Here is a 22,432-nt window from a genome sequence, read left to right as displayed (position 1 = left end):
CGCCGCCGTGGTTCCCGGCCCGTCCGGACCCGGCCCGGCGCGGGGCGGCGGGGTGCCCGGACTGGTCTAGGGTGCCGTCATGACGTGGCTGATCACAGGTGGGGCCGGGTACATCGGGGCCCATGTGGCGCGGGCGATGACGGAGGCCGGCGAGCGGGTGGCCGTCCTGGACGACCTGTCCAGCGGTGACGCGGCGCGGCTGCCCGAGGGCGTCCCTCTGGTGCGCGGCTCGGTCCTGGACCGGGAGGCCGTCGACCGCGCGCTGAAGGAGCACGGGGTGACCGGTGTGGTGCACCTCGCGGCCAAGAAGCAGGTCGGGGAGTCGGTCGAGCGGCCGCTGCTGTACTACCGGGAGAACGTGCACGGGCTGACCGTGCTGCTGGAGGCCGTCGTCGCGGCGGGTGTGCGGAGCTTCGTCTTCTCCTCCTCCGCGGCCGTCTACGGGATGCCGGACGTCGACCTGGTCACCGAGGCGACGCCGTGCCTGCCGATCAACCCCTACGGGGAGACCAAGCTGGCCGGCGAGTGGCTGGTCCGGGCCGTGGGCGCCGCGCACGGCCTGTCGACCGCCTGCCTCCGCTACTTCAACGTGGCGGGCGCGGCCCGGCCGGAGCTGGCGGACACCGGTGTGTTCAACATCATCCCGATGATGTTCGACCGGATCACCCGGGGTGAGCGCCCGCGGATCTTCGGGGACGACTACGCGACCCCGGACGGCACCTGCGTCCGCGACTACATCCACATCGAGGACCTGGCCACCGCGCACCTGGCCGCGGCCCGCCGGCTGGCGGAGCGGCCGGAGCCGGGCGGCCTGACGCTGAACGTGGGCACCGGCCGCGGGGTGTCCGTCCGGGAGATGGCGGACCTGATCGGCGAGGTCAGCGGCCGCCCGGGGCTGACGCCCGAGGTGGGCCCGCGCCGTCCGGGCGACCCGGCCCGGGTGGTCGCCGCCAACGACCTGATCACCGGGACGCTCGGCTGGAGCCCGCGCCACGACGTGCGGAGCATGGTCGTCTCGGCCTGGGAGGGCTGGCGGCTGCGCCACCCGGACGCGTCCGCCGACTGAACCCGGGACGTCCCTCGAACCGGTGGAATCCTCGCAGGTCAGCGGGGATGACAACGGTGTTCGGTGTCGCGTTGCCCAGGGCCCCCCGCCCGTAGTTCACTGAGGAGCCGGGCGGCACCCCGCCGCCGGGGACCGGTACGCGGGAGGCGGCGTTCATGGGTGCAGGGCACGACCACGGCCACGCGCACGGCGGTTCCCCGCCGACCGGCACCGCGGCGGCGGCCTACCGGGGGCGGCTGCGGATCGCCCTGGGCATCACGCTCGCGGTGCTGGTGGCGGAGATCGCCGGCACGATGCTGACCGGTTCGCTGGCGCTGCTGGCCGACGCCGGCCACATGGCGACGGACGCGGTGGGCGTCGGGATGGCGCTGGTCGCGATCCACTTCGCCAACCGGCCGAGCGGCGGCCGGCGCACCTACGGCTACGCGCGCGCCGAGATCCTGGCGGCGTTGCTGAACTGCCTGCTGCTGCTCGGCGTCGGCGGCTACATCCTCTTCGAGGCGGTCCAGCGGCTGACCGCGCCGACGGAGGTGCCGGGCGGAACGACGGTGGTCTTCGGTCTGGTGGGCGTGGTCGCCAACCTGATCTCGCTGTCCCTGCTGATGCGCGGGCAGAAGGAGAGCCTCAACGTGCGCGGGGCGTTCCTGGAGGTCCTCTCGGACGCGCTGGGGTCACTGGCGGTGGTGATCTCCGCCCTGGTGATCATGGCAACGGGCTGGACCCGGGCGGACCCGGTGGCCTCGCTGCTGATCGGGCTGATGATCGTGCCCCGGACGCTGAAGCTGCTGCGCGAGGCGCTGGACGTGCTGCTGGAGGCCGCGCCCCGGGACGTGGACATGGACGAGGTGCGGGCGCACATCACGGCGCTGCCGGGGGTGACGGGCCTGCACGACCTGCACGTCTGGACGATCACCTCGGGGATGCCGGTGCTGTCGGCGCACGTGGTGGTGGACCGGGCGGCGCTGGACGCGGCCGGGCACGAGCGGATGCTGCGGGACCTCCAGGGCTGCCTCGGGGAGCACTTCGCCGTCGAGCACTGCACCTTCCAGCTGGAACCGGGAGGGTACGCGGAGCGCGAGGCGCGGCTCTGCCACTGATCCGCGCCCGTCCGCGTGCTTCCGCCTGCCCCGGGTCCCCGCGTTCCGCCCGGGTCGCCGTGGGGCAGACTTGAGGGCCAAGACCGACACCCGAGGATGGTCAATGCCGATCACATCAGCCGAGGGCCGCTCCGCCGATTCCGCCGCGGCCCCCGCCTCCCCCGAAGCCGCTGAACCGATCATGCTGGAGCTGGTCGACGAGGACGGCAGAACCATCGGGACCGCCGAGAAGGTCTCCGCGCACCTCGCCCCCGGCCGGCTGCACCGCGCCTTCTCGGTCTTCCTCTTCGACGAACAGGGGCGGCTGCTGCTCCAGCGCCGGGCGCTGGGCAAGTACCACTCCCCCGGCGTGTGGTCCAACACCTGCTGCGGGCACCCGTACCCCGGCGAGCTCCCCTTCGTGGCGGCGGCCCGGCGCACGGCCGAGGAGCTGGGCGTGGCCCCCGAGCTGCTGCGGGCGGCGGGCACGGTGCGCTACAACCACCCGGACCCGCTGTCGGGGCTGGTGGAGCAGGAGTACAACCACCTCTTCGTCGGCACCGTGCGGGCCACCCCGGAGCCGGACCCGGAGGAGGTGGAGGAGTACGCCTATGTGACCCCCGCCGAGCTGGAGAAGCTGATGTCCGAGGTGACGTTCTCGGCGTGGTTCATGACGGTGCTGGACACGGCGCGGCCGGCCGTCCGCGAGGTCATCGGGGCCGGGGCGGGCTGGTAGGGCCGACGGGGCGGGGAGGGGCGGGCGCGGCGGCGAGGGGCAGGACGGCCCAGACGACCTTGCCGCCGCCCGCGGTGTGCTCGACGTCGTAGCTGCCGCCGGCCTCGTCCACCACGGCCTGCACCAGCAGCAGCCCCCGGCCGCCGATCCGCTCCTCGTCGGGGACCAGCGGGCGGGGCCGGTAGGGGTGACCGTCCTCGACGGCCACCCGCACCTCCGCCGGGCCGACGGAGACCTCGACGGTGAGCTCCGGGGAGAGCAGCGCGGCGTGCTGGACGGCGTTGGTGACCAGCTCGGAGACGATCAGCAGCAGGCCGTCCAGCAGATCGGCGGCGAGCGGCACCTTCTGACGGCGCATCAGGTCGGCGACGCCGTGCCGGGCCCGGGGCACCGAGGTGGGGAGCGCGGGGGCGGTGAACCGCCAGCAGCCCTGCCGGGCGGGGCGGCCGGCAGGGCCGGCCGGCTCGCGGGGCGCCGCGGGCGGCGGGGCCTGGCCCGGCTCGGGCGGGACGCTCCCGACGATCTCCATGTCCGATACCAACCCCTCGCCGTGGCTCCACCGCACACGACGAGTGTTGGGAAGACCACAGTCCGCGCGGACAGCTGATCAGAAGTCGCCGTCAATCGACGCTATTTGATCGCGTGCGTATGCCGCAGTCACTCTCGCGACTGTTCCTGGCTGCCCTGATCGTCGTTCGCGGAACGCTCCCGACCAGGTCGCTTCGCCCGCACTCACGAGCGTTCCCCGGCGGACCACCCCCGGCCGTCCGGTTAGCATCCGTCACATGGAGCCCGCACTGCACCTGGACATCGCCGGCGGCACGGCGACGATCCGCATCGCCCACCCCGCCAAGCGGAACGCCATGACACCCGCCATGTGGCGGGCGCTCCCCCCGCTGCTGGAGCGCTGCGCCGCGGACCCGGGCGTCCGGGTCCTGGTACTGACCGGCGAGGGCGACACCTTCTGCGCGGGCGCCGACATCGCCTCCCTCACCGCGGGCGGCGAGGGCGACCCGCGCGACCTGGCCGTCGCCGCCGAGGAGGCGCTGGCGGCCTTCCCCAAACCGACGCTCGCGGCCGTGCGCGGCCACTGCGTCGGCGGCGGCTGCCAGCTCGCCGTCGCCTGCGACCTCCGGTTCGCCGCCGAGGGCGCCCTCTTCGGCGTCACCCCGGCCCGGCTGGGCGTCGTCTACGCGGCCTCGTCCACCCGCCGGCTCACCGGCCTGGTCGGCCCGGCGGCCGCCCGGTACCTGCTGTACTCCGCCGAACTCATCGGCACTGAACGGGCGTTGCGCACCGGCCTGGTGGACGAGGTGTGGGCACCGGACGAACTGGACGCCCGCGTCGCCGGGTTCGCCCGGCTGCTCGCCTCCCGCTCCCAGCTCACCCAGGCCGCGGCGAAGGAGTTCACCCGGCCCGGGCCGGTGCCGGCGGAGCGCGTGGCCCACTGGGCGGAGCTCGGGCACGCCGGCGCCGACCTGACCGAGGGGGTCACGGCGTTCCTGGAGCGCAGGGAGCCGCGGTTCACCTGGAACGTGCCGGCCCCGGCCGCTCGGAACGGGGAGTGACGCCTCGCGGCAGTCCGGCGCCCGGACGGAGGACCGACGTCCCGCCGGGAGGCTGACGTCGCGCCGGAAGGCGGGCGGCCGTCCCGAGGTTGACGACCCGTCACTCCTTGCCGCGCACCCGCTTCCACTCGGTCACGAGCTCGGCGGGGGCCGAGTGGACCGACCCCGCCGAGTACGGCGGCCGGGGGTCGTACTCGACGATCAGCTGGATCGACTGCGCCGTGCGGTCGTCCGCCAGCCGGCCCGCCAGGGTCAGGCCCATGTCGATCCCGGCGGAGACGCCGGCGGCCGTCACGTACTTGCCGTCGGTCACCACCCGCTCGTCGGACGGCTCGGCGCCGTACCCGGCGAGCTGCGGCCGCGAGAGCCAGTGGCCCGTGGCCCGGCGGCCCGTCAGCAGCCCGGCCGCCCCGAGGATCAGCGCGCCGGTGCACACCGACGTGGTCCAGCGCGTGTGCCGGTCCGCCGTGCGCAGCCAGTCGTGCACGGGACCGGGTTCCAGGGGGAGGTTGGCCTCGGGGCCGCCCGGCACGACGATCACGTCGGGGTCGGTGACCTCGTCGAACACGGCGTCGGCGACCAGGGCGAGCATGTCCCGGTCGTCGCGCACGGGCCCGCGCCGCTCGGCGACGAGGACCGCCTCGGCGCCGGGGAGCCGGCTCAGGATCTCGTAGGGGCCGGTGACGTCGAGGACGGTGAAACCGGGGAAGAGGAGGATGGCGATCCGCACGGGTGGCCTTTCGAGTGGGTTTTCGGTGGCGTCAGGGGTCCGGTGGCATCAGGCGGCAGCGGGGCGGACGCCGCGCCGGTACGCGCCCGGCGGGGCGTCCAGGGCGCGCCGGAAGGCCCGGCGCATCGCCTCGGGCGTGCCGTAGCCGCAGCGCCGGGAGATCTCCTCGACGCCGTCCGCCGTCTCCTCCAGCAGCCGCCGGGCCGTCTCCAGGCGCACCCGGCCGACGTAGCGGCCGGGCGGTACGCCGACCTCCGCCCGGAAGGCCCGGGCGAAGTGGCGCGGCGACAGCCCGGCGCGGGCCGCGAGGGCCTCGACGCTCAGGTCGGCGCCGGGGTGCTCGGCGATCCACTGCTGGAGGTCCCGCAGCGCGGGGCGGCGGGGGGTCTGCGCGGCGAGCTGGGCGCTGAACTGCCGCTGGCCGCCCGGGCGCCGGAGGTAGACGACCAGATAGCGGGCGACCGCGAGGGCGACGGCCCGGCCGAGGTCCTCCTCGACCAGCGCCAGCGCGAGGTCCACGCCGGCCGTCACCCCGGCCGAGGTGGCGACGCTGCCGTCCCGTACGTACACGGGCTCGGTCTCCAGCCGGACGGCGGGGAAGCGCTCGGCGAAGCCGTCGCAGTACGCCCAGTGGGTGGTGGCCCGGCGGCCGTCCAGCAGCCCGGCGGCGGCCAGCAGGAACGCCCCCGTGCACACGGAGACCAGCCGGCCGGCGCGCGGACCGTGCTCGCGCAGCAGCCCGACGAGCCGCGGGTCCGGCTCGGTGACGCCCCGGCCGCCGGGGACGAGCAGCACGTCCGGGGCGGGCGCGGCGTCCAGGGCGCCGTCGGGCGTCAGGAGCAGGCCGCTGCCGGTGCGCACCGGCCGGCCGTCGACGGTGGCGGTCCGCACCCGGTACGCGCCGGGGTCGCCGACCGTCACCCCGGCCTGGGTGAACACTTCGAGCGGGCCGGTGACGTCGAGGCTCTGGACCCCCTCGTGGAGGACGATGAGCACGGTGCGGCGAGGCGTCATGATCACATGCTGGTCCCGGGGGCGGGTGGCGGCAATGACGTCCTTCCCACCTTTCCTGCCACGGCGGACGCCCTTGCCGGACGTTCCCGGGCGCTTTCCGGTCTTCCGCGCCGGGCCGCCCGCCGCCTAGCGTGCGGGGCATGACCACTACCGTGATCCTTTCCGCCGGCCGCCGCTGCCAGACCGCGCTCGAAGCCGTGCACGTCTTCTCGTACTTCAGCCCCGAGACCGTCCGGGAGTTCGCCGCGTTCGGCGTGGAGGACGGGCACACCCGGTACTTCGCCGAGCGGGCCGGCGCCATGGGGCGGGTCGGCGCGGGCGCGGTGACGGCGGCGTTCCACGTGTTCAAGCACGAGCTGGTGGCCCGTCACGTCCCCGTGGTGTGGGAGCGGGTGGCGCCGCAGGAGGCGGTGGCCGCGCGGCTGCGCGCCTGCGACGCGGCCCTGCGCCGGATACTCGGGGACGAGGCCGTCGCCTCGCCGGAGATCGCCGAGGCCGCGGAGCTCGCGCTGCGCGCGGCGGAGGCGGGCGAGCGCGCGTCCCGGCCGCTGTACGCCGCCCAGGCGGACCAGCCCGTTCCCGACGCCCCGCACCTGGCCCTGTGGCACGCGGCGACCCTGCTCCGCGAGCACCGCGGCGGCGGACACCTGGCGGCGCTGGCCGGTGCCGGCCTCGACCCCGTCGAGGCGCTGGTCAGCCATGCGGCCGGCCGGGACGGCAGTGCGCTGTCCCGGCGGCTGCTGCGCACCCGCGGGTGGAGCGCGGAGGAGCTGGCCGAGGGCGCGCGGCGGCTGCGCGAGCGCGGGCTGTTCACGGCCGACGGGACACTCACCCCGGCGGGCGCGGAACTGCGGCGGGACGTCGAGGAGGCGACCGACCGCCTGGACGCCGGGCCGTGGGAGCACCTGGGCCCGGCGGGCACAGAGCGGTTGACGGAGCTGGCCGGGGACCTGGCCGCCCGGATCGCGGCCGCCGGGGGGTCGCCGACGGGTTCGCCGCGCCCGGCGGACGGCTCCGCCGAGGGCTGAGCCGGGGGCGGCGCGGCCCGCGTTGTCCGAGGCACCTGCCACAATGCGAAGCGCAGTCCGAAGAGAAAGCGGAGCGTGATCGTGACGGCAACCGGTACGTCGGTCGAAGGCAGGATCGCCGAGGAGCTCGGTGTACAGGAGCGGCAGGTGAAGGCGGCCGTCGACTTGCTCGACGGAGGGGCGACCGTGCCGTTCGTCGCCCGGTACCGCAAGGAGGCGACCGGCGCGCTGGACGACGCCCAGCTCCGCACCCTGGAGGAGCGGCTGCGCTACCTGCGCGAGCTGGAGGAGCGGCGGGCCGCCGTCCTGGAGTCGGTGCGCTCGCAGGGCAAGCTGGACGCCGCGCTGGAGGCGCGGATCCGCGAGGCCGACTCCAAGGCCCGGCTGGAGGACATCTACCTGCCGTTCAAGCCGAAGCGGCGGACGAAGGCGCAGATCGCCCGCGAGGCGGGCCTGGAGCCGCTGGCCGAGGGGCTGCTGGCCGACCCCGGCGTCGAACCGCTCGCCGCTGCCGCCGCCTTCGTCGACGCGGACAAGGGCGTCGCCGACGCGGCCGCCGCGCTGGAGGGCGCCCGGGCGATCCTCACCGAGCGGTTCGCGGAGGACGCGGACCTGATCGGCGAGCTGCGCGAGCGGATGTGGACGCGGGGCCGGCTGGTCGCCAAGGTGCGGTCCGGGAAGGAGGAGGCGGGCGCCAAGTTCGCCGACTACTTCGACTTCGCCGAGCCGTTCACCGAACTGCCCTCGCACCGGGTGCTCGCCATGCTGCGCGGCGAGAAGGAAGAGGTGCTCGACCTCGTCCTGGAGCCGGAGCCGGCCGGCGAGGCGGCGGCGGGCCCGAGCGCGTACGAGCAGGCCGTCGCCCGCCGGTTCGGCGTGGCCGACCGGGGCCGGCCGGGCGACAAGTGGCTGGGCGACACGGTCCGCTGGGCGTGGCGCACCCGCATCCTCGTCCACCTCGGCATCGACCTGCGGCTGCGGCTGCGCCAGGCCGCCGAGGACGAGGCGGTCCGCGTCTTCGCCGCCAACCTGCGCGACCTGCTGCTCGCCGCCCCGGCCGGCACCCGCGCCACGATGGGCCTCGACCCGGGCTTCCGTACGGGCGTGAAGGTCGCCGTCGTCGACGCCACCGGCAAGGTCGCGGCCACGGAGACCATCTACCCGCACGTCCCGCAGAACAAGTGGGACGCCTCCCTGGCCACCCTCGCCCGGCTCGCCAAGGAGCACGGCGTCGAGCTCGTCGCCATCGGCAACGGCACGGCCTCCCGGGAGACGGACCGGCTGGCCGCCGACCTGATCGGCCGTCACCCCGAGCTCGGGCTCACCAAGGTGATGGTCTCCGAGGCGGGCGCCTCGGTGTACTCCGCCTCCGCGTTCGCCTCGCAGGAGCTGCCGGGGATGGACGTGTCGCTGCGCGGCGCGGTGTCCATCGCGCGGCGGCTCCAGGACCCGCTGGCCGAGCTCGTGAAGATCGACCCCAAGTCGATCGGGGTCGGCCAGTACCAGCACGACCTGTCCGAGGTGAAGCTGTCGCGCTCGCTCGACGCGGTCGTCGAGGACTGCGTCAACGGCGTCGGCGTCGACGTCAACACGGCGTCCGCGCCGCTGCTCTCCCGCGTCTCCGGCATCAGCTCCGGCCTCGCCGACAACATCGTCGCCCACCGCGACGCGAACGGTCCCTTCCGCTCCCGCAAGGCGCTCAAGGACGTGGCCCGGCTCGGCCCCAAGGCGTACGAGCAGTGCGCCGGCTTCCTCCGCATCCGCGGGGGTGACGATCCGCTGGACGGGTCCAGCGTGCACCCCGAGGCGTATCCGGTGGTGCGGGCGATGGCCAAGCGGACGGGGAGCGATGTCGCCGCTCTCGTGGGCAACACGGGTGTGCTGCGGTCGCTGCGGGCCGAGGAGTTCGTCGACGATTCGTTCGGTCTGCCGACGGTGACGGACATCCTGCGCGAGCTGGAGAAGCCGGGGCGGGACCCGCGGCCCGCGTTCAAGACGGCCTCCTTCAAGGAGGGTGTGGAGAAGATCGGGGATCTGGCGGCGGGGATGATCCTTGAGGGGGTCGTCACCAACGTCGCCGCTTTCGGGGCGTTCGTGGATGTGGGGGTGCATCAGGATGGGCTGGTGCACGTGTCCGCGATGTCGCGGAACTTCGTCAAAGATCCGCGGGATGTGGTCAAGCCCGGGGACATCGTGCGGGTGAAGGTGCTGGAGGTCGACATTCCGCGGAAGCGGATTTCGCTGACGCTCCGTCTGGACGACGAGGCTTCCGCTTCCTCTCGGCGGGAGCCTCGCGAGAACCGGCGTGGTGGGACGCCTCGGCCTCGCCGTGAGGCGCAGGCGCCCGCGGCGGGTGGGGCTATGGCCGATGCGTTGCGGCGCGCGGGGTTGGTGCGGCCGGAGGGCCGCCGGTAGGGAGCCCCAGTCCCGCCCCTTCGCCGATTCCTGGGGGCTGCGCCCCCAGACCCCCCTTGTCGCGGCTTCGCCGCTCGTCCTCAAACGCCGGACGGGCTGGGTTTCCAGCCCGTCCGGCGTTTGAGGACAACCGCGCGCAGCGCGGTTACGGGGGTGCGGGGGCTTGCCCCCGCGAGAAACGGTGAAGGGGCGGGACCGGGGCACCCCCCTACCGCCGGAACTCCGGCACCCGCTTCTCGTACAGCCACGGCCCCAGCACGTCCTCCACATCCCGCGCCACGACGCGCCCCGCGTGCGTGAGGAACCCGGGAGTGTCCGCGCTCCCGCCCCGCCGCGTCTCGTGCCACGTCCGCAGGACGCGGAAGAAGGGATCGTCGCCGACGGCCAGGCGCAGAGCGTGCAAGGCGCAAGCGCCCCGCACATACACCCGGTCGTCGAACAAATGCCGCCGCCCCGGATCGGCGATCCGCAGGTTCTGGCGGCGGCCCGCCAGGTCGGTGCGGGAGCGCCGGGCCAGGGTGTCCGCGTCGTCCTCGCCGAGGTGCTCGGACCAGAGCCACTCCGCGTAGGTGGCGAAGCCCTCGTTGAGCCAGATGTGCTGCCAGTCGGCGAGGCTGACGCTGTTGCCGAACCACTGGTGGGCCGTCTCGTGGGCGACGAGGGTCTCCCAGCCGCGCCGGCCGTCCATGTGGTTGCGGCCGAAGACGGAGAGGGTCTGGTTCTCCACGGGGGCGGCCAGTTCGGCGTCGACGACGGTGACGCCGTAGGACTCGAACGGGTAGGGGCCGAAGAGGTCCGTGTAGAGGCGGAGGATGCGGCCCTGGCGGGCGAGGTCGTGGCGGACGCGGTCGACGGCCCCGGCGGGGCAGGCGACGTGTACGGGGACGGGTGCGCCGGAGACGTCCTCCTCGGTCCAGGTCTCGCGGTGGAAGCGGCCGGTGTAGAGAGCGGCGAGGTAGCAGGCCATCGGGCCGGGGTGGTGGTAGGTCCAGCGAGTGGCGCCGTCCTCCTCCCGGTGGTCGACGAGGGAGCCGTTGGCGAGCGCGTCGTAGCCGGCCGGGACGGTGATCTCGAAGGTGTAGGCGGCCTTGTCGTCGGGGCGGTCGTTGCAGGGGAACCAAGATGGCGCCCCCACCGGCTGGGAGGCGACGAGCGTGCCGTCGTGCTCGTCGCCGGTGCGGTCCCAGCCGATCGGGCCGTACGGCGAGTGGACGGGCCGGGGACGTCCGCCGTAGCGGACGTCCAGGGTGAAGGGGCGGCCCGGTTCCAGCGTGCGGTCGGCCGTGATCCGGAGTTTGCCGTCGCGGTGCCGGAAGGCGACCGGGCGGTCGTCGAGGAGGACCTCGTCGACCGTGAGTTTCGCCAGGTCGAGTTCGACGGAGTCGAGGGCGCCGTTGGCCGTCGCCTCGATCCGGGCGCGGCCGTCGAGCCGGTGGCGGCGCGGGTCGTAGTCGAGCTCCAGGTGGTAGGCGAGGGTGCGGTGGGCGTACGAGCCGTGCTGCGGGAAGTAGCGCTCCTCGCGGGCGGGCCGGCGGTGACCGCCGCCGCCGATGGCGGCGGCGGTCACCGGGACGGCCAGCGCCGCGAGGAGGACGCGGCGGCTGCAGGTGTGTCGGGCTCCCATGTCACGCGGCGGCTTCCCGGTCCGGAGCGGCTGTGGGCGCCGCGGCGGTCCGCTGTCCGGCGATCGGGTTGCCCGCCCAGCGGGTGCCCGGCGGGACGGTCTCGCCGCGCATGACGAGGGAGGACGGGGCGATGGCGGTGTGGGCGCCGACGGTGGTGCCCGGGAGCACGATGCCGTGCGGGCCGAGGGAGGCGCCCTCGGCGAGGTGGACGGTGTCCATGCGCATGATCCGGTCGTGGAAGAGGTGGGTCTGGAGGACGCAGCCGCGGTTGACGGTGACCCCGTCGCCGAGGGTGATGAGGTCGGTCTCCGGCAGCCAGTGGGTGTCGCACCACACACCCCGGCCGATGCGGACGCCCAGGGTGCGCAGCCACCAGTTGAGCACGGGGGTACCGGTGAAGGGTCCCGCCAACCAGGGGACGGCGAGGGATTCCACGAACGTGTCGAAGAGTTCGTTCCGCCAGACGAAGGAGCTCCACAGCGGGTGCTCGCCGCTCCGGAAGCGGCCCATGAGCAGCCACTTGGCGGCGGTGGCGAGGAGCCCGGCGAGAATGCCGCCGACCGCCAGCAGGGGCGCGGCGACCAGCGCTGCGAGGCCGAGGCCGCCGTGGCCGAAGGCCCACTGTTCGCCGATCAGCACCATGTCGGCCAGGGCGAGGCCGCACATGAGCGGCAGTATCCGGCACAGTTCGACGCCGGCGCGGGCCAGGACGAGTCTCCGCGGCGGGGCGAAGGTGCGTCCGGCGTCGGCGACGGTGGCGACGCGGGGCAGCGGCATGGCGGGCCGGCCCAGCCAGGAGGTGCCGGGCTCGCTGTGCTCGGGCGCGTCGGAGAGGACGCCGACCAGGCCGTGGTCCGGGACGGAACGGCCGGGGCCGATGATGCCGGAGTTGCCGAGGAAGGCCCGGCGGCCGACGTGCGCGGTGCCCAGGCGGAGCCAGCCGCCGCGCAGTTCGTAGGGGGCGACGAGGGTGTCGTCGGCGAGGAACGCGCCGTCGTCGACGGTGAGCAGGGACGGCAGCGGCAGGACGGTGGAGAGTTCGGCGCCGCGGCCGATGCGGGCGCCGAGCATCCGCATCCATACGGGGGTGGCGAGGCTGGCGTAGACGGGGAAGAGGTTGCGCCGGGTGCCGTCCAGCAGCCGGGTGATCACCCAGGCGCGCCAGGCGACGCCGCCGCAGGCGGGGTGGAGGCCGGCGCTGATGCCCCGGTTGAGGACGCGGACCGTGCCGGCGACGACGAGCATCCAGCAGACCGTGGTGACGGCGGTGAGGACGGGGACGGCGAGCAGCAGGCTGACGGCGACCGAGGTGAGCGAGGCGCTGTCCTTGATCAGCCAGAAGGTGGCGGCGAGGGCGGGCGCGGCGGCGAGGACGGGCAGCAGGGGCATCCCGAGCAGGGCCAGGGCGTAGGCGGCGGACCAGCGCCGGGAGCGCTCGCGGCGGGGCTCCGGCCAGTCCTCGGCCGGGCGGACCGGGCCGCTCGCGTGGTGGGCGGCGGCGTCCGGGCGGGCGGGCGATCCCACCCAGGTCTCGCCCGCGGGGACGTGGCCGTCGAGGCAGGCGCCGGGCGCCAGTTCGGCGCCGTCGCCCAGTGAGGAACCGGGCATCAGCATGCTGCGGTGGCCGGCGCGGGAGTCGGCGCCGAGCCGGACCGGGCCGATGTGCAGGGTCTCGCCGTCGATCCACCAGCCGGCGATGTCGGCCTCGGGCTCGACGCTGGCCCCGTCGCCGAACTCGGCGAGGCCGGTGACCGGGGGCATGGCGTGGAGGGAGACGTTCCGGCCGGCGGCGCAGCCGAGGGCGCGGGCGTACCAGCGGGCCCAGGGGGTGCCCATCAGGGAGGGCACGCCGAAGGCGGCGACGGTGCGTTCGGCGGTCCACAGCCGCAGGTGGACGCGGCCGCCGCGCGGGTGGGCGCCCGGGGTGATCCCGCGGGTGAGGACGCGGGCGGCGAGGGCGCCGATCGCGAACCGTCCCGGGGCGCTGAACAGCAGCAGCCAGGCCAGGGCCACCAGCCACCAGGAGGTGTGCGGAGCCCAGACCTGCGGCGCGAAGACGCCGAGGAGGTTGTCGGCGACGGCGAGGCCGGTCAGCAGGCGCAGGCCCTGGACGCCGTAGAGGACGGTCTGCACCAGGATCTGCGCGGCGCCGGTGCGGCGGCGCAGTGGACGGACGATCCGGCGGGGCCCGGTGTCCTCGACGGGGGTGTCGAGCGCGTCGATGTGCGCGGCCATGTCCCGGAGGACGGTGTTCCGGTAGAGGCCGGCGACGGAGACGCCGGGGTGGTGCTCGCGCAGGGCCGAGGCCATGCGGGCGGCGGTGAGGCTGGTGCCGCCCATGGTGACGAAGTCGGAGTCGGCGCCGGGCCGGACGCCGAGCAGCTCCTCCCAGAGGTCGGCGAGCCGGCCGGCCGTACCGTGCAGTTCCTCGCCCGCTCCGGGGGCGGCGGCGCCGGTGGTGGGGAGCGGCCAGGGCAGGGCGTCGCGGTCGACCTTGCCGGAGGTGCGGGTGGGCAGCTCGTCGACCTCGGCGAGGACGGGGACGAGCGCGGCGGGCAGCCGTTCGGTGAGCCGGGCGCGGGCGGCGGCCGGGTCGAACCCGGGGGCGGGGACCAGGTAGCCGACGAGGAGCTGGGAGCCGGACGGGGTGGTGCGGACGGCCGCCGCGGCGCCGTGGACGTCGGGGAGCTCGCCGAGGGCGGCGTCGATCTCGCCGAGCTCGATCCGCCGGCCGCCCAGTTTGACCTGGTCGTCGGCGCGGCCGGTGAAGACCAGGCCCTCCTCGTCGGCCCGGACGAGGTCGCCGGTGCGGTAGGCGCGGTCGCTGTTGAGGGCCGGGCAGGGCGGGAAGCGGTCGGCGTCCTTGGCGGGGTCGAGGTAGCGGCCGACGCCGACGCCGGCGATCACCAGTTCGCCCTCGGCGCCGTACGGCACGGGCTCGCCGTCCTCGCCGACCACGGCGAGCTCCCAGCCGTCGAGCGGCAGGCCGATGCGGACGGGCTCGCCGGGCTCCATGCGGGCGGCGCAGGCGACGACGGTGGTCTCGGTGGGCCCGTAGGTGTTCCACATCTCGCGGCCGGGGACGGCGAACCGCTCGACGAGGCCGGGCGGGCAGGCCTCGCCGCCGACGATCAGCAGCCGCACCCGGTCCAGGGACTCCCGGGGCCAGAGGGCGGCGAGGGTGGGAACGGTGGAGACGACGGTGACGGCCCGCTCGACGAGCCAGGGGCCCAGCTCGTGACCGGCGCGGACCAGCGAGCGGGGGGCGGGTACCAGGCAGGCGCCGTGCCGCCAGGCCAGCCACATCTCCTCGCAGGAGGCGTCGAAGGCGACGGAGAGGCCGGCCAGCACCCGGTCGCCGGGGCCGAGCGGCTCGTCCTGGAGGAAGAGGGCGGCCTCGGCGTCGGCGAAGGCGGCGGCGCTGCGGTGGGAGACGGCGACGCCCTTGGGGGCGCCGGTGGAGCCGGAGGTGAAGATGATCCAGGCGTCGTCCTCGGGCAGCGGCTGCCGGGGTCCGGCGGCTCCGGGCTTTCGGCGGCCGAGGGCGAGCGCGCAGTCGCCGGTGAGGACGGCGCAGACCTCGGCCTCGCGGAAGACGGTGGCGGCCCGCTCCTCGGGGTCGTCGGCGTCGACGGGGACGTAGGCGGCGGAGCAGCGGAGGACGGCGAGGATGGCGAGGTAGAGCTCGGCGGTGCCGGAGGGGATCCGGACGCCGACCCGGTCGCCCGGCCCGATCCCGGCGCGGCGCAGCCGCTCGGCCCGGGTCTCGACCTCCGCGCACAGCTCCCGGTAAGTGAGGACACCGGTCTCGGTGTCGAGGGCCGGGGCGTCGGGGTGGCCGGCGGCGGTGGCGTCGAGGACGTCCATCAGGGTGCGCTCCCCCGGCGGCGGGGCGCTGCCGTACAGCGCCCGCCCCGCCGGCGGAGCCAGCGGGGTGGGGGTGGAACTGGAGAGAGTCGGGGACATGGCCTTACGCCTCAATTCGACGGTGGGTTGCGGACGCCTCTAGGACGTCCGCACCCACAGACGTCGCTCCGCGCCCACGGGTTCGTAAAAGCGTTGCCAACGTTCCGCATATCGAACGAGTGGCGGGGGATGCCTCGGGCGCACTCTTTTCTCACGGTACGTGCCGTTTCACAGGAAAACCACGGTTTTCGGCCAGACGGGCGACGGTGACGGCTTGGCGAAGAGTTGACCTGCGACGAAGGTTTTTTTCGGGCCGAAGTTCATCCGAAAGGATCAGGAGGACAGGGAACCGCGCCCTCATCGCTCCATGATCCGGCCGTCCTCGACCCTGATCCGCCGGGTGGTGCGCACCGCGTCCAGCATCCTCCGGTCGTGCGTGACCAGCAGCAAGGTGCCCGAGTACGAGGCGAGGGCCGACTCGAGCTGCTCGATGGCCGGCAGGTCAAGGTGGTTGGTGGGCTCGTCGAGCACCAGCAGGTTGACGCCGCGGGCCTGGAGCAGCGCCAGCGCGGCCCGGGTCCGCTCGCCCGGTGAGAGGGTCACGGCGGGGCGCAGCACATGCTCGGCCTTGAGGCCGAACTTGGCGAGCAGCGTCCGCACGTCGGCGGGCACCAGCTCGGGGACGGCCGCCCCGAACGCGTCCAGCAGCGTCTCCGTGCCGAAGAACAGGGCCCGCGCCTGGTCCACCTCGCCGACGATTACGCCCGGACCGAGCGCGGCCGAGCCCTCGGCCGGCGGGAGCCGGCCCAGCAGCGTGGCCAGCAGGGTGGACTTCCCGGAACCGTTGGCGCCGGTCACGGCGACCCGGTCGGCCCAGTCGATCTGGAGGTCCACCGGACCGAGGGTGAAGGAGCCGCGGCGCACCACGGCACCGCGCAGGGTGGCCACCACGTTGCCCGAGCGGGGCGCGGCGGCGATCTCCATCTTGAGCTGCCACTCCTTGCGCGGCTCCTCGACGGTCTCCAGCCGCTCGATGAGCCGCTCGGTCTGCCGGGCCTTGGACGCCTGCTTCTCGCTGGCCTCGATCCGCGTCTTCCGGGTGATCTTGTCGATGTCGTTGCCCTTGCGGCGGGCGTTGCGGACGCCCTTCTCCATCCAGTTCCGCTGGGTGCGGGCGCGGGCCTCCAGGGCGGCGCGGGTGTCCGCGTACTCCTCGTACGCCTCGCGCGCCTGCCGGCGGGCCCGCTCGCGCTCGTCCAGGTAGGAGCCGTAGCCGCCGCCGAAGAGGGTGATCTGCTGCTGGGCGAGGTCCAGCTCCAGCACCTGGTCGACGGTGCGGGTGAGGAACTCGCGGTCGTGGCTGACCAGGACGGTGCCCGCGCGCAGCCCGGTGACGAAGGTCTCCAGGCGCTCCAGGCCGTCCAGGTCGAGGTCGTTGGTGGGCTCGTCGAGCAGGAACACGTCGTAGCGGCTGAGCAGCAGCGAGGCCAGGCCGGCGCGGGCCGCCTGGCCGCCCGACAGGTCCGTCATGGGCCGGTCGAGGCCGACGGTGAGGCCGAGCGAGCCGACGACCTCCTCCGCCCGCTCGTCCAGGTCGGCCGCGCCGAGCGCCAGCCAGCGCTCCAGCGCGACGGCGTACGCGTCGTCGGCGCCGGGCGCGCCCGCGGCCAGCGCCTCGGTGGTGGTGTCCAGGGCGGCCTGCGCGGCGGCGACGCCGGTGCGCCGGGCCAGGAACGCGCGCACCGTCTCCCCCGGCCGCCGCTCCGGCTCCTGCGGGAGGTGCCCGACGGTGGCGGTGGGCGGGCTGATCCGGACCGAGCCCTCGTCGGGCTCCGCGAGCCCGGCGAGCATCCGCAGCAGGGTGGACTTCCCGGCGCCGTTGGCCCCGACGAGCCCGATCACGTCGCCGGGGGCGACGACCAGGTCCAGCCCGGCGAAGAGGGTGCGGTCGCCGTGGCCGGCGGCGAGGTTCTTGGCGACGAGGGTGGCGTTCATGTCGGGGCCGACTCTATCGGTCCGCGCCGGTCCGGCCCCGCCGGCCGGGGCGCGGGGCCCCCGCGACGAGCCGGTCATTCCCCCAGCGCTCGGCAATCCCCGCCCAACGGCCCCCGCCTCTCGGTACCTTCACTCCCATGGTGAGCGATGCGATCGTCATCGGATCCGGCGTCATCGGCCTGACCACCGCCGTCCTCCTCGCGGAACGGGGGCTGCGGGTCGAGGTGTGGACGCGGGAGACGGCCGTGCGGACCACCTCCGCGGTGGCCGGGGGCCTGTGGTGGCCCTACCGTGCCGAACCGGCCGCCGCCGTGGCCGCCTGGTCGCTCGCGTCCCTGCCCGTCCTGGCCGGCCTGGCCCGGCGGCCGGAGGAGACCGGGGTGCGCATGGTGGACGGGGTGCACGCCGGCGTCTCCGCCGGCGGACTGGGCGCGTGGGCGGCCGGGGTGCCCGGGCTGCGCGACGCGGAGCCGTACGAGACGCCGCGCGGCTACGACCGGGCCGTCCGCGCCCGGCTGCCGCTGATCGACATGCCCGCGCACCTGGGATACCTCCAGCGCCGCCTGGGCCGGGCCGGCGGCACCGTCACCCTCCGCCCGGTCGCCGCCCTCGCCGACGCGGCCCGCGCGGCCCCGGTCGTCGTCAACTGCACCGGCCTGGGCGCCGGACCGCTCGTCGGCGACCCGCACCTGCACCCGGTGCGCGGCCAGCTCGTCGTCGTCGAGAACCCGGGGATACGCGAGTGGTTCACCGCCGCCGACGACGGGACGGGCGACCCCGCCTACCTCCTCCCCCAGCCGTACGGCCTGGTCCTCGGCGGGACGGCCCGCGCCCATGTGTGGGACCGCACGCCGACGCCGTCCCTGGCCCAGGCGATCATCGCCCGGTGCGCCCGGGTGCACCCGGGCCTCACCCGGGCCCGCGTCCTGGCCCACCGCGCCGGACTGCGCCCCGCCCGGCACCGGGTCCGCCTGGAGGCGGAGCGGCTGCCGGACGGGGCGCGGCTGGTGCACAACTACGGGCACGGCGGGTCGGGGGTCACCGTCTCCTGGGGGTGCGCCCGGGAGGCGGCGGAACTGGCGCTGAACGACGGGCCGTAGGGCCGGGTCAGGGCAGTCGCGTCAGTCGCGGCGCCCCCAGGCCGTACGGGTGGGCCGGCCCGGCCGGGGGCCGGACCCCGCCCTTGGTGGCGCGGACGAACGCCGCGTAGCCGCCGACCAGCGGCAGGTTCGCCGAGGTCGAGGCCAGGTCGAGGGTCAACCGCGGGGTGGTGGAGGCCGGTTCGATCAGGCCGCGGTCGGTGCCCGCGACGATCAGCGCCAGCCGGTGGCCGGCCGGGACGACGTGGTCGGTCGCGGCGAGGTCGAGGGTGATGGTGTACGGGGTGCCGGGGGTGACGGCCCGGGTGCGCCTGCCGCTCCCCCAGTGGCCGAGGTCGGCCCAGCCGCGGCTGAAGACGGTGTGGTCGACCCGTGCGGTCTTGGCCTCGGTCCGCTGGAAGCAGCCGGTGTCCCCGGGGGTGCCGGCGCCCCAGCAGGTGCGGTCGGCGAGGGTGGTGATGCCCTCGGCGTCGTCGGCGTAGTCGCGGATGGTGGCCGGGCCGAGGTCGACGAGGACGGCGGAGAGGTGGGCGGACGCGGTGGACGGGGTCACCCGCAGCCGGACCGTGGAGGAGCCGGAGAGCCGCAGGTCACGGGCGAGCGGGCGGGTGACGAAGCCGGCCTTCGACGGGGTGCTCCGGTCGATCGCCGCCGCCCAGTCGTTCTCGCCGAGCGCCGGGTCGTCGGTGAACTCGGCGGTGCTGCCCGGCCGCGCGGGGTCCAGGCCGAGCACGCCCGGCCCCTGTGCGGGCCCCGCCGCCGGGCGCAGGGTGGTGGCCCGGGTGCCGGCGGGCGGCCAGACGCGGTCGGTGGTCCACTGGTCGGGCGCCCGCTCGACGTCGGCCATCGGCTCGCGCTCGACGCCGTTGTCGTAGCCCATCAGGTAGTGGTCGAACCAGCGGTGCAGCGTGCGCACCCAGGCGTCGCGCCGGAAGTCGAACGGGTCGACGTGCCCGGTCTGCGAAAGCCAGAGTTTCCGCTCGACGCCGTTGGCGGCGAGCGCGTCCCACCACTGGCCGAGGTTCTTGGTGCGGACGTTGAGGTCCTGCATGCCGTGCACGGCGAGGACGCTGGCGCGGACGTTGCCCGCGTCGCGGACGTAGTCGCGCTCGCTCCACAGCGGCGTCCGGTCGCCGTTGCGCGGCGCTCCCTCGACCAGCTTCCGCTGGACGTCCTGGCAGCGGGCGCGCGCCTCGTCGCTCTCGACGCGCGAGGCGAGGCCGTCGGGGCCGCTGCCGAAGAGCGCGGCGCCCTTGGCGAAGTAGTAGTCGTACCAGGAGCTGATGGCGCCGATGGGGACGATGGTCTTGAGGCCCTGGACACCGGTGGCGGCGACGCCGTTGGCGATCGTGCCGTCGTAGCTCTTGCCGATCATGCCGACGGCGCCGGTGGTCCAGTCCGCTTTCACCGACGTGCTCCCGGTGCGCGAACCGTACGCGCGCGCCCGTCCGTTGAGCCAGTCGACGACGGCCTTGGCGGACTGGACGTCCGAGCGCCCGCCGACGTCGACGCAGCCGTCGGAGCGGTTCGTTCCGGCGAGGTCGACGAGCACGACGGCGTAGCCGCGCGGGACGAAGTAGTTGTCGTAGAAGAGGGGGAACTGGACGGGCTTCCCCTGGGCGTCGTACGTCTTCTTCTGGCTCTCGTTGCCGCGTCCGCAGCAGGAGTAGTACGGGCTCGCGTCCATGATCACGGGGACGCGGACGCCCTTCTCGGCGGCCTCGCGGGGCCGGATGACGTCCACGGCGACCCGGTCCGTGCCGCCGGCGCGGGTGGGCGCCTCGACCCAGACGGACTCGCGGACGGCGCGGTCGTAGGAGTAGACGGGTCTGCTCTCGCCGGTGTGTCTTCCGGGGGGCGCGGCCTGGGCCGCGCCCGGTGGTGCGGCGAGGACGGCCAGCAGCGACGCCAGGGCCGCGAGGACTGAAGTGGTCCAGGATATGCGGGTGTTCCGCGTGGGTTTCGGCACGGGCGGGAGCGTACGCGCGTCGACCGCGGTGCAGAAGGGGTGCGGGGCGGCCTCCGGGAGGCGGGGGCCGCCCCGCGCACCGCCGTCTCAGGTCCGGTCGTCGCCCGTGGCGCGCGCGAAGGTCCGGTAGCCGCCGACCACGGGCAGTTCCGCCGCGCTGCCGGCGAGGTCCACGGTCAGCTTCGGCGTGGACGCCGGGGCGTCGATGTACGGCTTGTCCGTACCGGCCACGATCAGGGCCAGCCGGTGGCCGGCCGGGATCACGTGGTCGGCCGTGCCGAGGTCGAGGGTGATGTCGTACTGCTTGCCGGGCGTGATCTCCCGCCGGGGGAAGCCCGCGTAGTGGCCGAGGTCGGCCCAGCCGCGGCTGAAGACGGTCTGTTCGACCTTCTTGGTGGCGGGGACGGCCTTCTTGAAGCAGCCGGTGTCCCCGGCGGTGCCGCTGCCGAAGCACTCCTTCTCCGGGAGGACCGAGACGCCGCCGCCGTTCTTGTAGTCCCGGATGGTGTCCGGGCCGAGGTCGACGAGGACGGCCGACAGCGTCGCCGAGCCGGTGGTCGGGGTGACCTTCAGGGTCACCGAGCCATGTCCGGACAGCCGGAGATCACGGTGGAGCGGCCTGGTGGTGAACGAGGCCTTGGCCGGGGTCGGCCGGTCGGCGTCCGCCGCCCAGTCGAGCTCGCCGAGGGCGGGGTCGTCGGTGAACTCGGCCGTGGCGCCGGCCTTCGCGGGCTCGGCACCCAGCGTTCCCACCCCCGCGACCGGCCCGGCGGCCGGGCGCACGGTGGCGCGGCCGGTGCCGCTCGGCGGCCAGACCGGGTCGGTGGTCCACTGACCGGGGGCCCGCTCGACGTCGGCCATCGGCTCCTTGTCGATGCCGTTGTCGTAGCCCATCAGGTAGTGGTCGAACCACCGGTGGAGGGTGCTCACCCACTCCTGGCGGCGGAATTCGAACGGGTCGGTATGCGCCGCCGTCGAAAGCCAGATCTTGCGCTCGACGCCGTTCTCGGCCAGGGCGTCCCACCACTTGTCGAGGTGCTGGGTGCGGACGTTGAGGTCCTGGAGGCCGTGGACGGCGAAGACGCTGGCACGGACCTTGTCGGCGCCGCGCACGTAGTCGCGGTCCTGCCACATGCCGGTCCAGTTGCCGTCGCGCGGCGCGCCCTCGATCAGGGCGCGGTCCATGGCCTTGCAGCGGGCCTTGACCTCGTCGGTCTCGACCCAGCGCGCGTGGCCGGCGATGCCCTCGGTGGAGTTGGTCGACGCGCCCTTGTAGAAGTAGTAGCCGTACCAGGAGCTGGGCCCGGAGATGGGGACGACGGTCTTCAGGCCCTCGACGCCGGTGGCGGCCAGGCCGTTGGCGATCGAGCCGTCGTAGCTCTTGCCGATCAGGCCGACGGAACCGGTGGTCCAGTCGGCGTCGGCGCCGCCGTCCCCGGTGCGCGAGGTGTAGCCGTGCGCCCGGCCGTTGAACCAGTCGACGACCGACTTGGCCGCCGCGATGTCCGAGGGACCGCCCACGTCCGAACAGCCGTCGGAGCGGTTGGTGCCGGGCGTGTCGACCAGGGCGACGGCGTAGCCGCGCGGGACGAAGTAGTTGTCGTAGTAGAGCGGGAACTGAAGCGGTTTGCCCTGCTCGTCGTAGGTCTTGACCTGGCTCTCGGGGCCCCGGCCGATGCTCTGGAAGTACGGGCTGGCGTTCATGATCACGGGGACCTTGCGGCCCTGCTCGGCCGCTTCCCGGGGCCGGATGATGTCCACGGCCACCCGGTCCGTGCGCCCGTCGCCGTCGCTGTCCTTCCCCGTCTCGACGTAGACGGTCTCCCGGACGGCCTGGTCATAGGAGTAGACCGGAGTGCTCTCCTCGCCGCTCCGCCCGGAGGAAGCGGCCTGCGCGGGAGCCGGTGCCGCGACGAGAGCGGCCAGGAGCGCGGTGGCGGCGGCCGGAACCGTACGTTTCAAGAAACCCTTGTTGCGTATGTGACGCATGTTGTTCTGCACGGACGGACGCTAACCCAGCCAACTCCCGCGCTACAAAGGCGATATGACGTACCGTCGAGTCGGTACGGCGAGGCATAGTGTGCTGCTCCGCTCATGACGGCCGGATGTCAGTCGTATGTCTGGATTCGTCATGGACATTCCCACCCCGCAGGTGAGTGCATAGGCTGCGATCGATCTTCCGCCCCCTACGAGTTGGAGTGTCT

The 22,432-nt window shown here is 74.6% G+C and carries 15 protein-coding genes; 7 read left to right on the top strand and 8 right to left on the bottom strand.

Translation table 11 applies throughout. The features are described 5' to 3' along the window. The first annotated feature begins 79 nt into the window (after nt 1-79). From galE to idi, 3 genes are all read left to right on the top strand, one after another. A complete protein-coding gene (gene galE, locus ACH4PU_RS24055) occupies nt 80-1,066 on the top strand; it encodes a UDP-glucose 4-epimerase GalE (protein ID WP_398275611.1) in 987 nt (328 codons plus the stop codon). Nucleotides 1,067-1,221: 155 nt separating this feature from the next. Continuing rightward, nucleotides 1,222-2,163, top strand: coding sequence for a cation diffusion facilitator family transporter (locus ACH4PU_RS24050; RefSeq protein WP_398275608.1), 942 nt, complete (start codon nt 1,222-1,224; stop codon nt 2,161-2,163). A gap of 103 nt (nt 2,164-2,266) precedes the next feature. Then, nucleotides 2,267-2,878, top strand: coding sequence for an isopentenyl-diphosphate Delta-isomerase (gene idi / locus ACH4PU_RS24045; protein WP_398275605.1), 612 nt, complete (start codon nt 2,267-2,269; stop codon nt 2,876-2,878). Here idi and ACH4PU_RS24040 read toward each other — a convergent pair. Then, a complete protein-coding gene (locus ACH4PU_RS24040) occupies nt 2,853-3,407 on the bottom strand; it encodes an ATP-binding protein (RefSeq protein ID WP_398275818.1) in 555 nt (184 codons plus the stop codon). The two genes, idi and ACH4PU_RS24040, sit on opposite strands and share 26 nt — an antisense overlap. 256 nt (nt 3,408-3,663) lie before the next feature. On the opposite strand from ACH4PU_RS24040, the gene ACH4PU_RS24035 reads away from it, so the two are divergent. Continuing rightward, a complete protein-coding gene (locus ACH4PU_RS24035; protein WP_398275602.1) occupies nt 3,664-4,446 on the top strand; it encodes an enoyl-CoA hydratase/isomerase family protein in 783 nt (260 codons plus the stop codon). Nucleotides 4,447-4,546: 100 nt separating this feature from the next. On the opposite strand, the gene ACH4PU_RS24030 is transcribed toward ACH4PU_RS24035, so the two are convergent. Next, the gene (locus ACH4PU_RS24030) at nt 4,547-5,176 is read right to left on the bottom strand and encodes a DJ-1/PfpI family protein (protein ID WP_398275599.1); all 630 of its coding nucleotides are present in this window, start codon (nt 5,174-5,176) and stop codon (nt 4,547-4,549) included. 48 nt (nt 5,177-5,224) lie between these two features. After that, nucleotides 5,225-6,190 (bottom strand): GlxA family transcriptional regulator, encoded by a 966-nt coding sequence (locus ACH4PU_RS24025; RefSeq protein ID WP_398275596.1) that lies wholly within the window; start codon nt 6,188-6,190, stop codon nt 5,225-5,227. A gap of 140 nt (nt 6,191-6,330) precedes the next feature. On the opposite strand from ACH4PU_RS24025, the gene ACH4PU_RS24020 reads away from it, so the two are divergent. Both ACH4PU_RS24020 and ACH4PU_RS24015 read left to right on the top strand, forming a co-directional pair. Next, complete coding sequence (locus tag ACH4PU_RS24020) at nt 6,331-7,218, top strand: hypothetical protein (RefSeq protein ID WP_398275593.1); 888 nt, start codon at nt 6,331-6,333, stop codon at nt 7,216-7,218. Nucleotides 7,219-7,293: 75 nt separating this feature from the next. Further along, nucleotides 7,294-9,633 (top strand): Tex family protein, encoded by a 2,340-nt coding sequence (locus ACH4PU_RS24015; protein WP_398275590.1) that lies wholly within the window; start codon nt 7,294-7,296, stop codon nt 9,631-9,633. Between the two features lie 208 nt (nt 9,634-9,841). On the opposite strand, the gene ACH4PU_RS24010 is transcribed toward ACH4PU_RS24015, so the two are convergent. The 3 genes from ACH4PU_RS24010 to ACH4PU_RS24000 form a co-directional block, all read right to left on the bottom strand. Then, the gene (locus ACH4PU_RS24010) at nt 9,842-11,257 is read right to left on the bottom strand and encodes a M1 family metallopeptidase (protein WP_398275587.1); all 1,416 of its coding nucleotides are present in this window, start codon (nt 11,255-11,257) and stop codon (nt 9,842-9,844) included. A 1-nt stretch (nt 11,258) separates the two neighbouring features. Continuing rightward, nucleotides 11,259-15,224, bottom strand: a complete 3,966-nt coding sequence (locus ACH4PU_RS24005) for a Pls/PosA family non-ribosomal peptide synthetase (protein ID WP_398275584.1) — start codon at nt 15,222-15,224, stop codon at nt 11,259-11,261. A gap of 297 nt (nt 15,225-15,521) precedes the next feature. Beyond that, the gene (locus ACH4PU_RS24000) at nt 15,522-17,159 is read right to left on the bottom strand and encodes an ABC-F family ATP-binding cassette domain-containing protein (RefSeq protein ID WP_398275581.1); all 1,638 of its coding nucleotides are present in this window, start codon (nt 17,157-17,159) and stop codon (nt 15,522-15,524) included. A gap of 137 nt (nt 17,160-17,296) precedes the next feature. Between ACH4PU_RS24000 and ACH4PU_RS23995 the strand changes: the two genes are divergently transcribed. Next, the gene (locus tag ACH4PU_RS23995; RefSeq protein ID WP_398275578.1) at nt 17,297-18,259 is read left to right on the top strand and encodes an FAD-dependent oxidoreductase; all 963 of its coding nucleotides are present in this window, start codon (nt 17,297-17,299) and stop codon (nt 18,257-18,259) included. A 7-nt stretch (nt 18,260-18,266) separates the two neighbouring features. Here ACH4PU_RS23995 and ACH4PU_RS23990 read toward each other — a convergent pair whose 3' ends face one another. Both ACH4PU_RS23990 and ACH4PU_RS23985 read right to left on the bottom strand, forming a co-directional pair. After that, entirely contained in the window at nt 18,267-20,228 is a 1,962-nt protein-coding gene (locus ACH4PU_RS23990; protein ID WP_398275575.1) for a Xaa-Pro dipeptidyl-peptidase, read from the bottom strand. 87 nt (nt 20,229-20,315) lie between these two features. Beyond that, nucleotides 20,316-22,217: a Xaa-Pro dipeptidyl-peptidase gene (locus ACH4PU_RS23985; RefSeq protein ID WP_398275815.1), complete on the bottom strand. Its 1,902-nt coding sequence runs from the start codon at nt 22,215-22,217 to the stop codon at nt 20,316-20,318. Between the last annotated feature and the right edge of the window lie 215 nt (nt 22,218-22,432).

Origin of the sequence: Streptomyces sp. NPDC021100 (assembly GCF_044333095.1) — a bacterium.
Classification (GTDB): domain Bacteria; phylum Actinomycetota; class Actinomycetes; order Streptomycetales; family Streptomycetaceae; genus Streptomyces.
The sequence above is the reverse complement of the archived record's forward strand: the minus strand, read 5'-3'. Positions and strand labels throughout refer to the sequence as shown.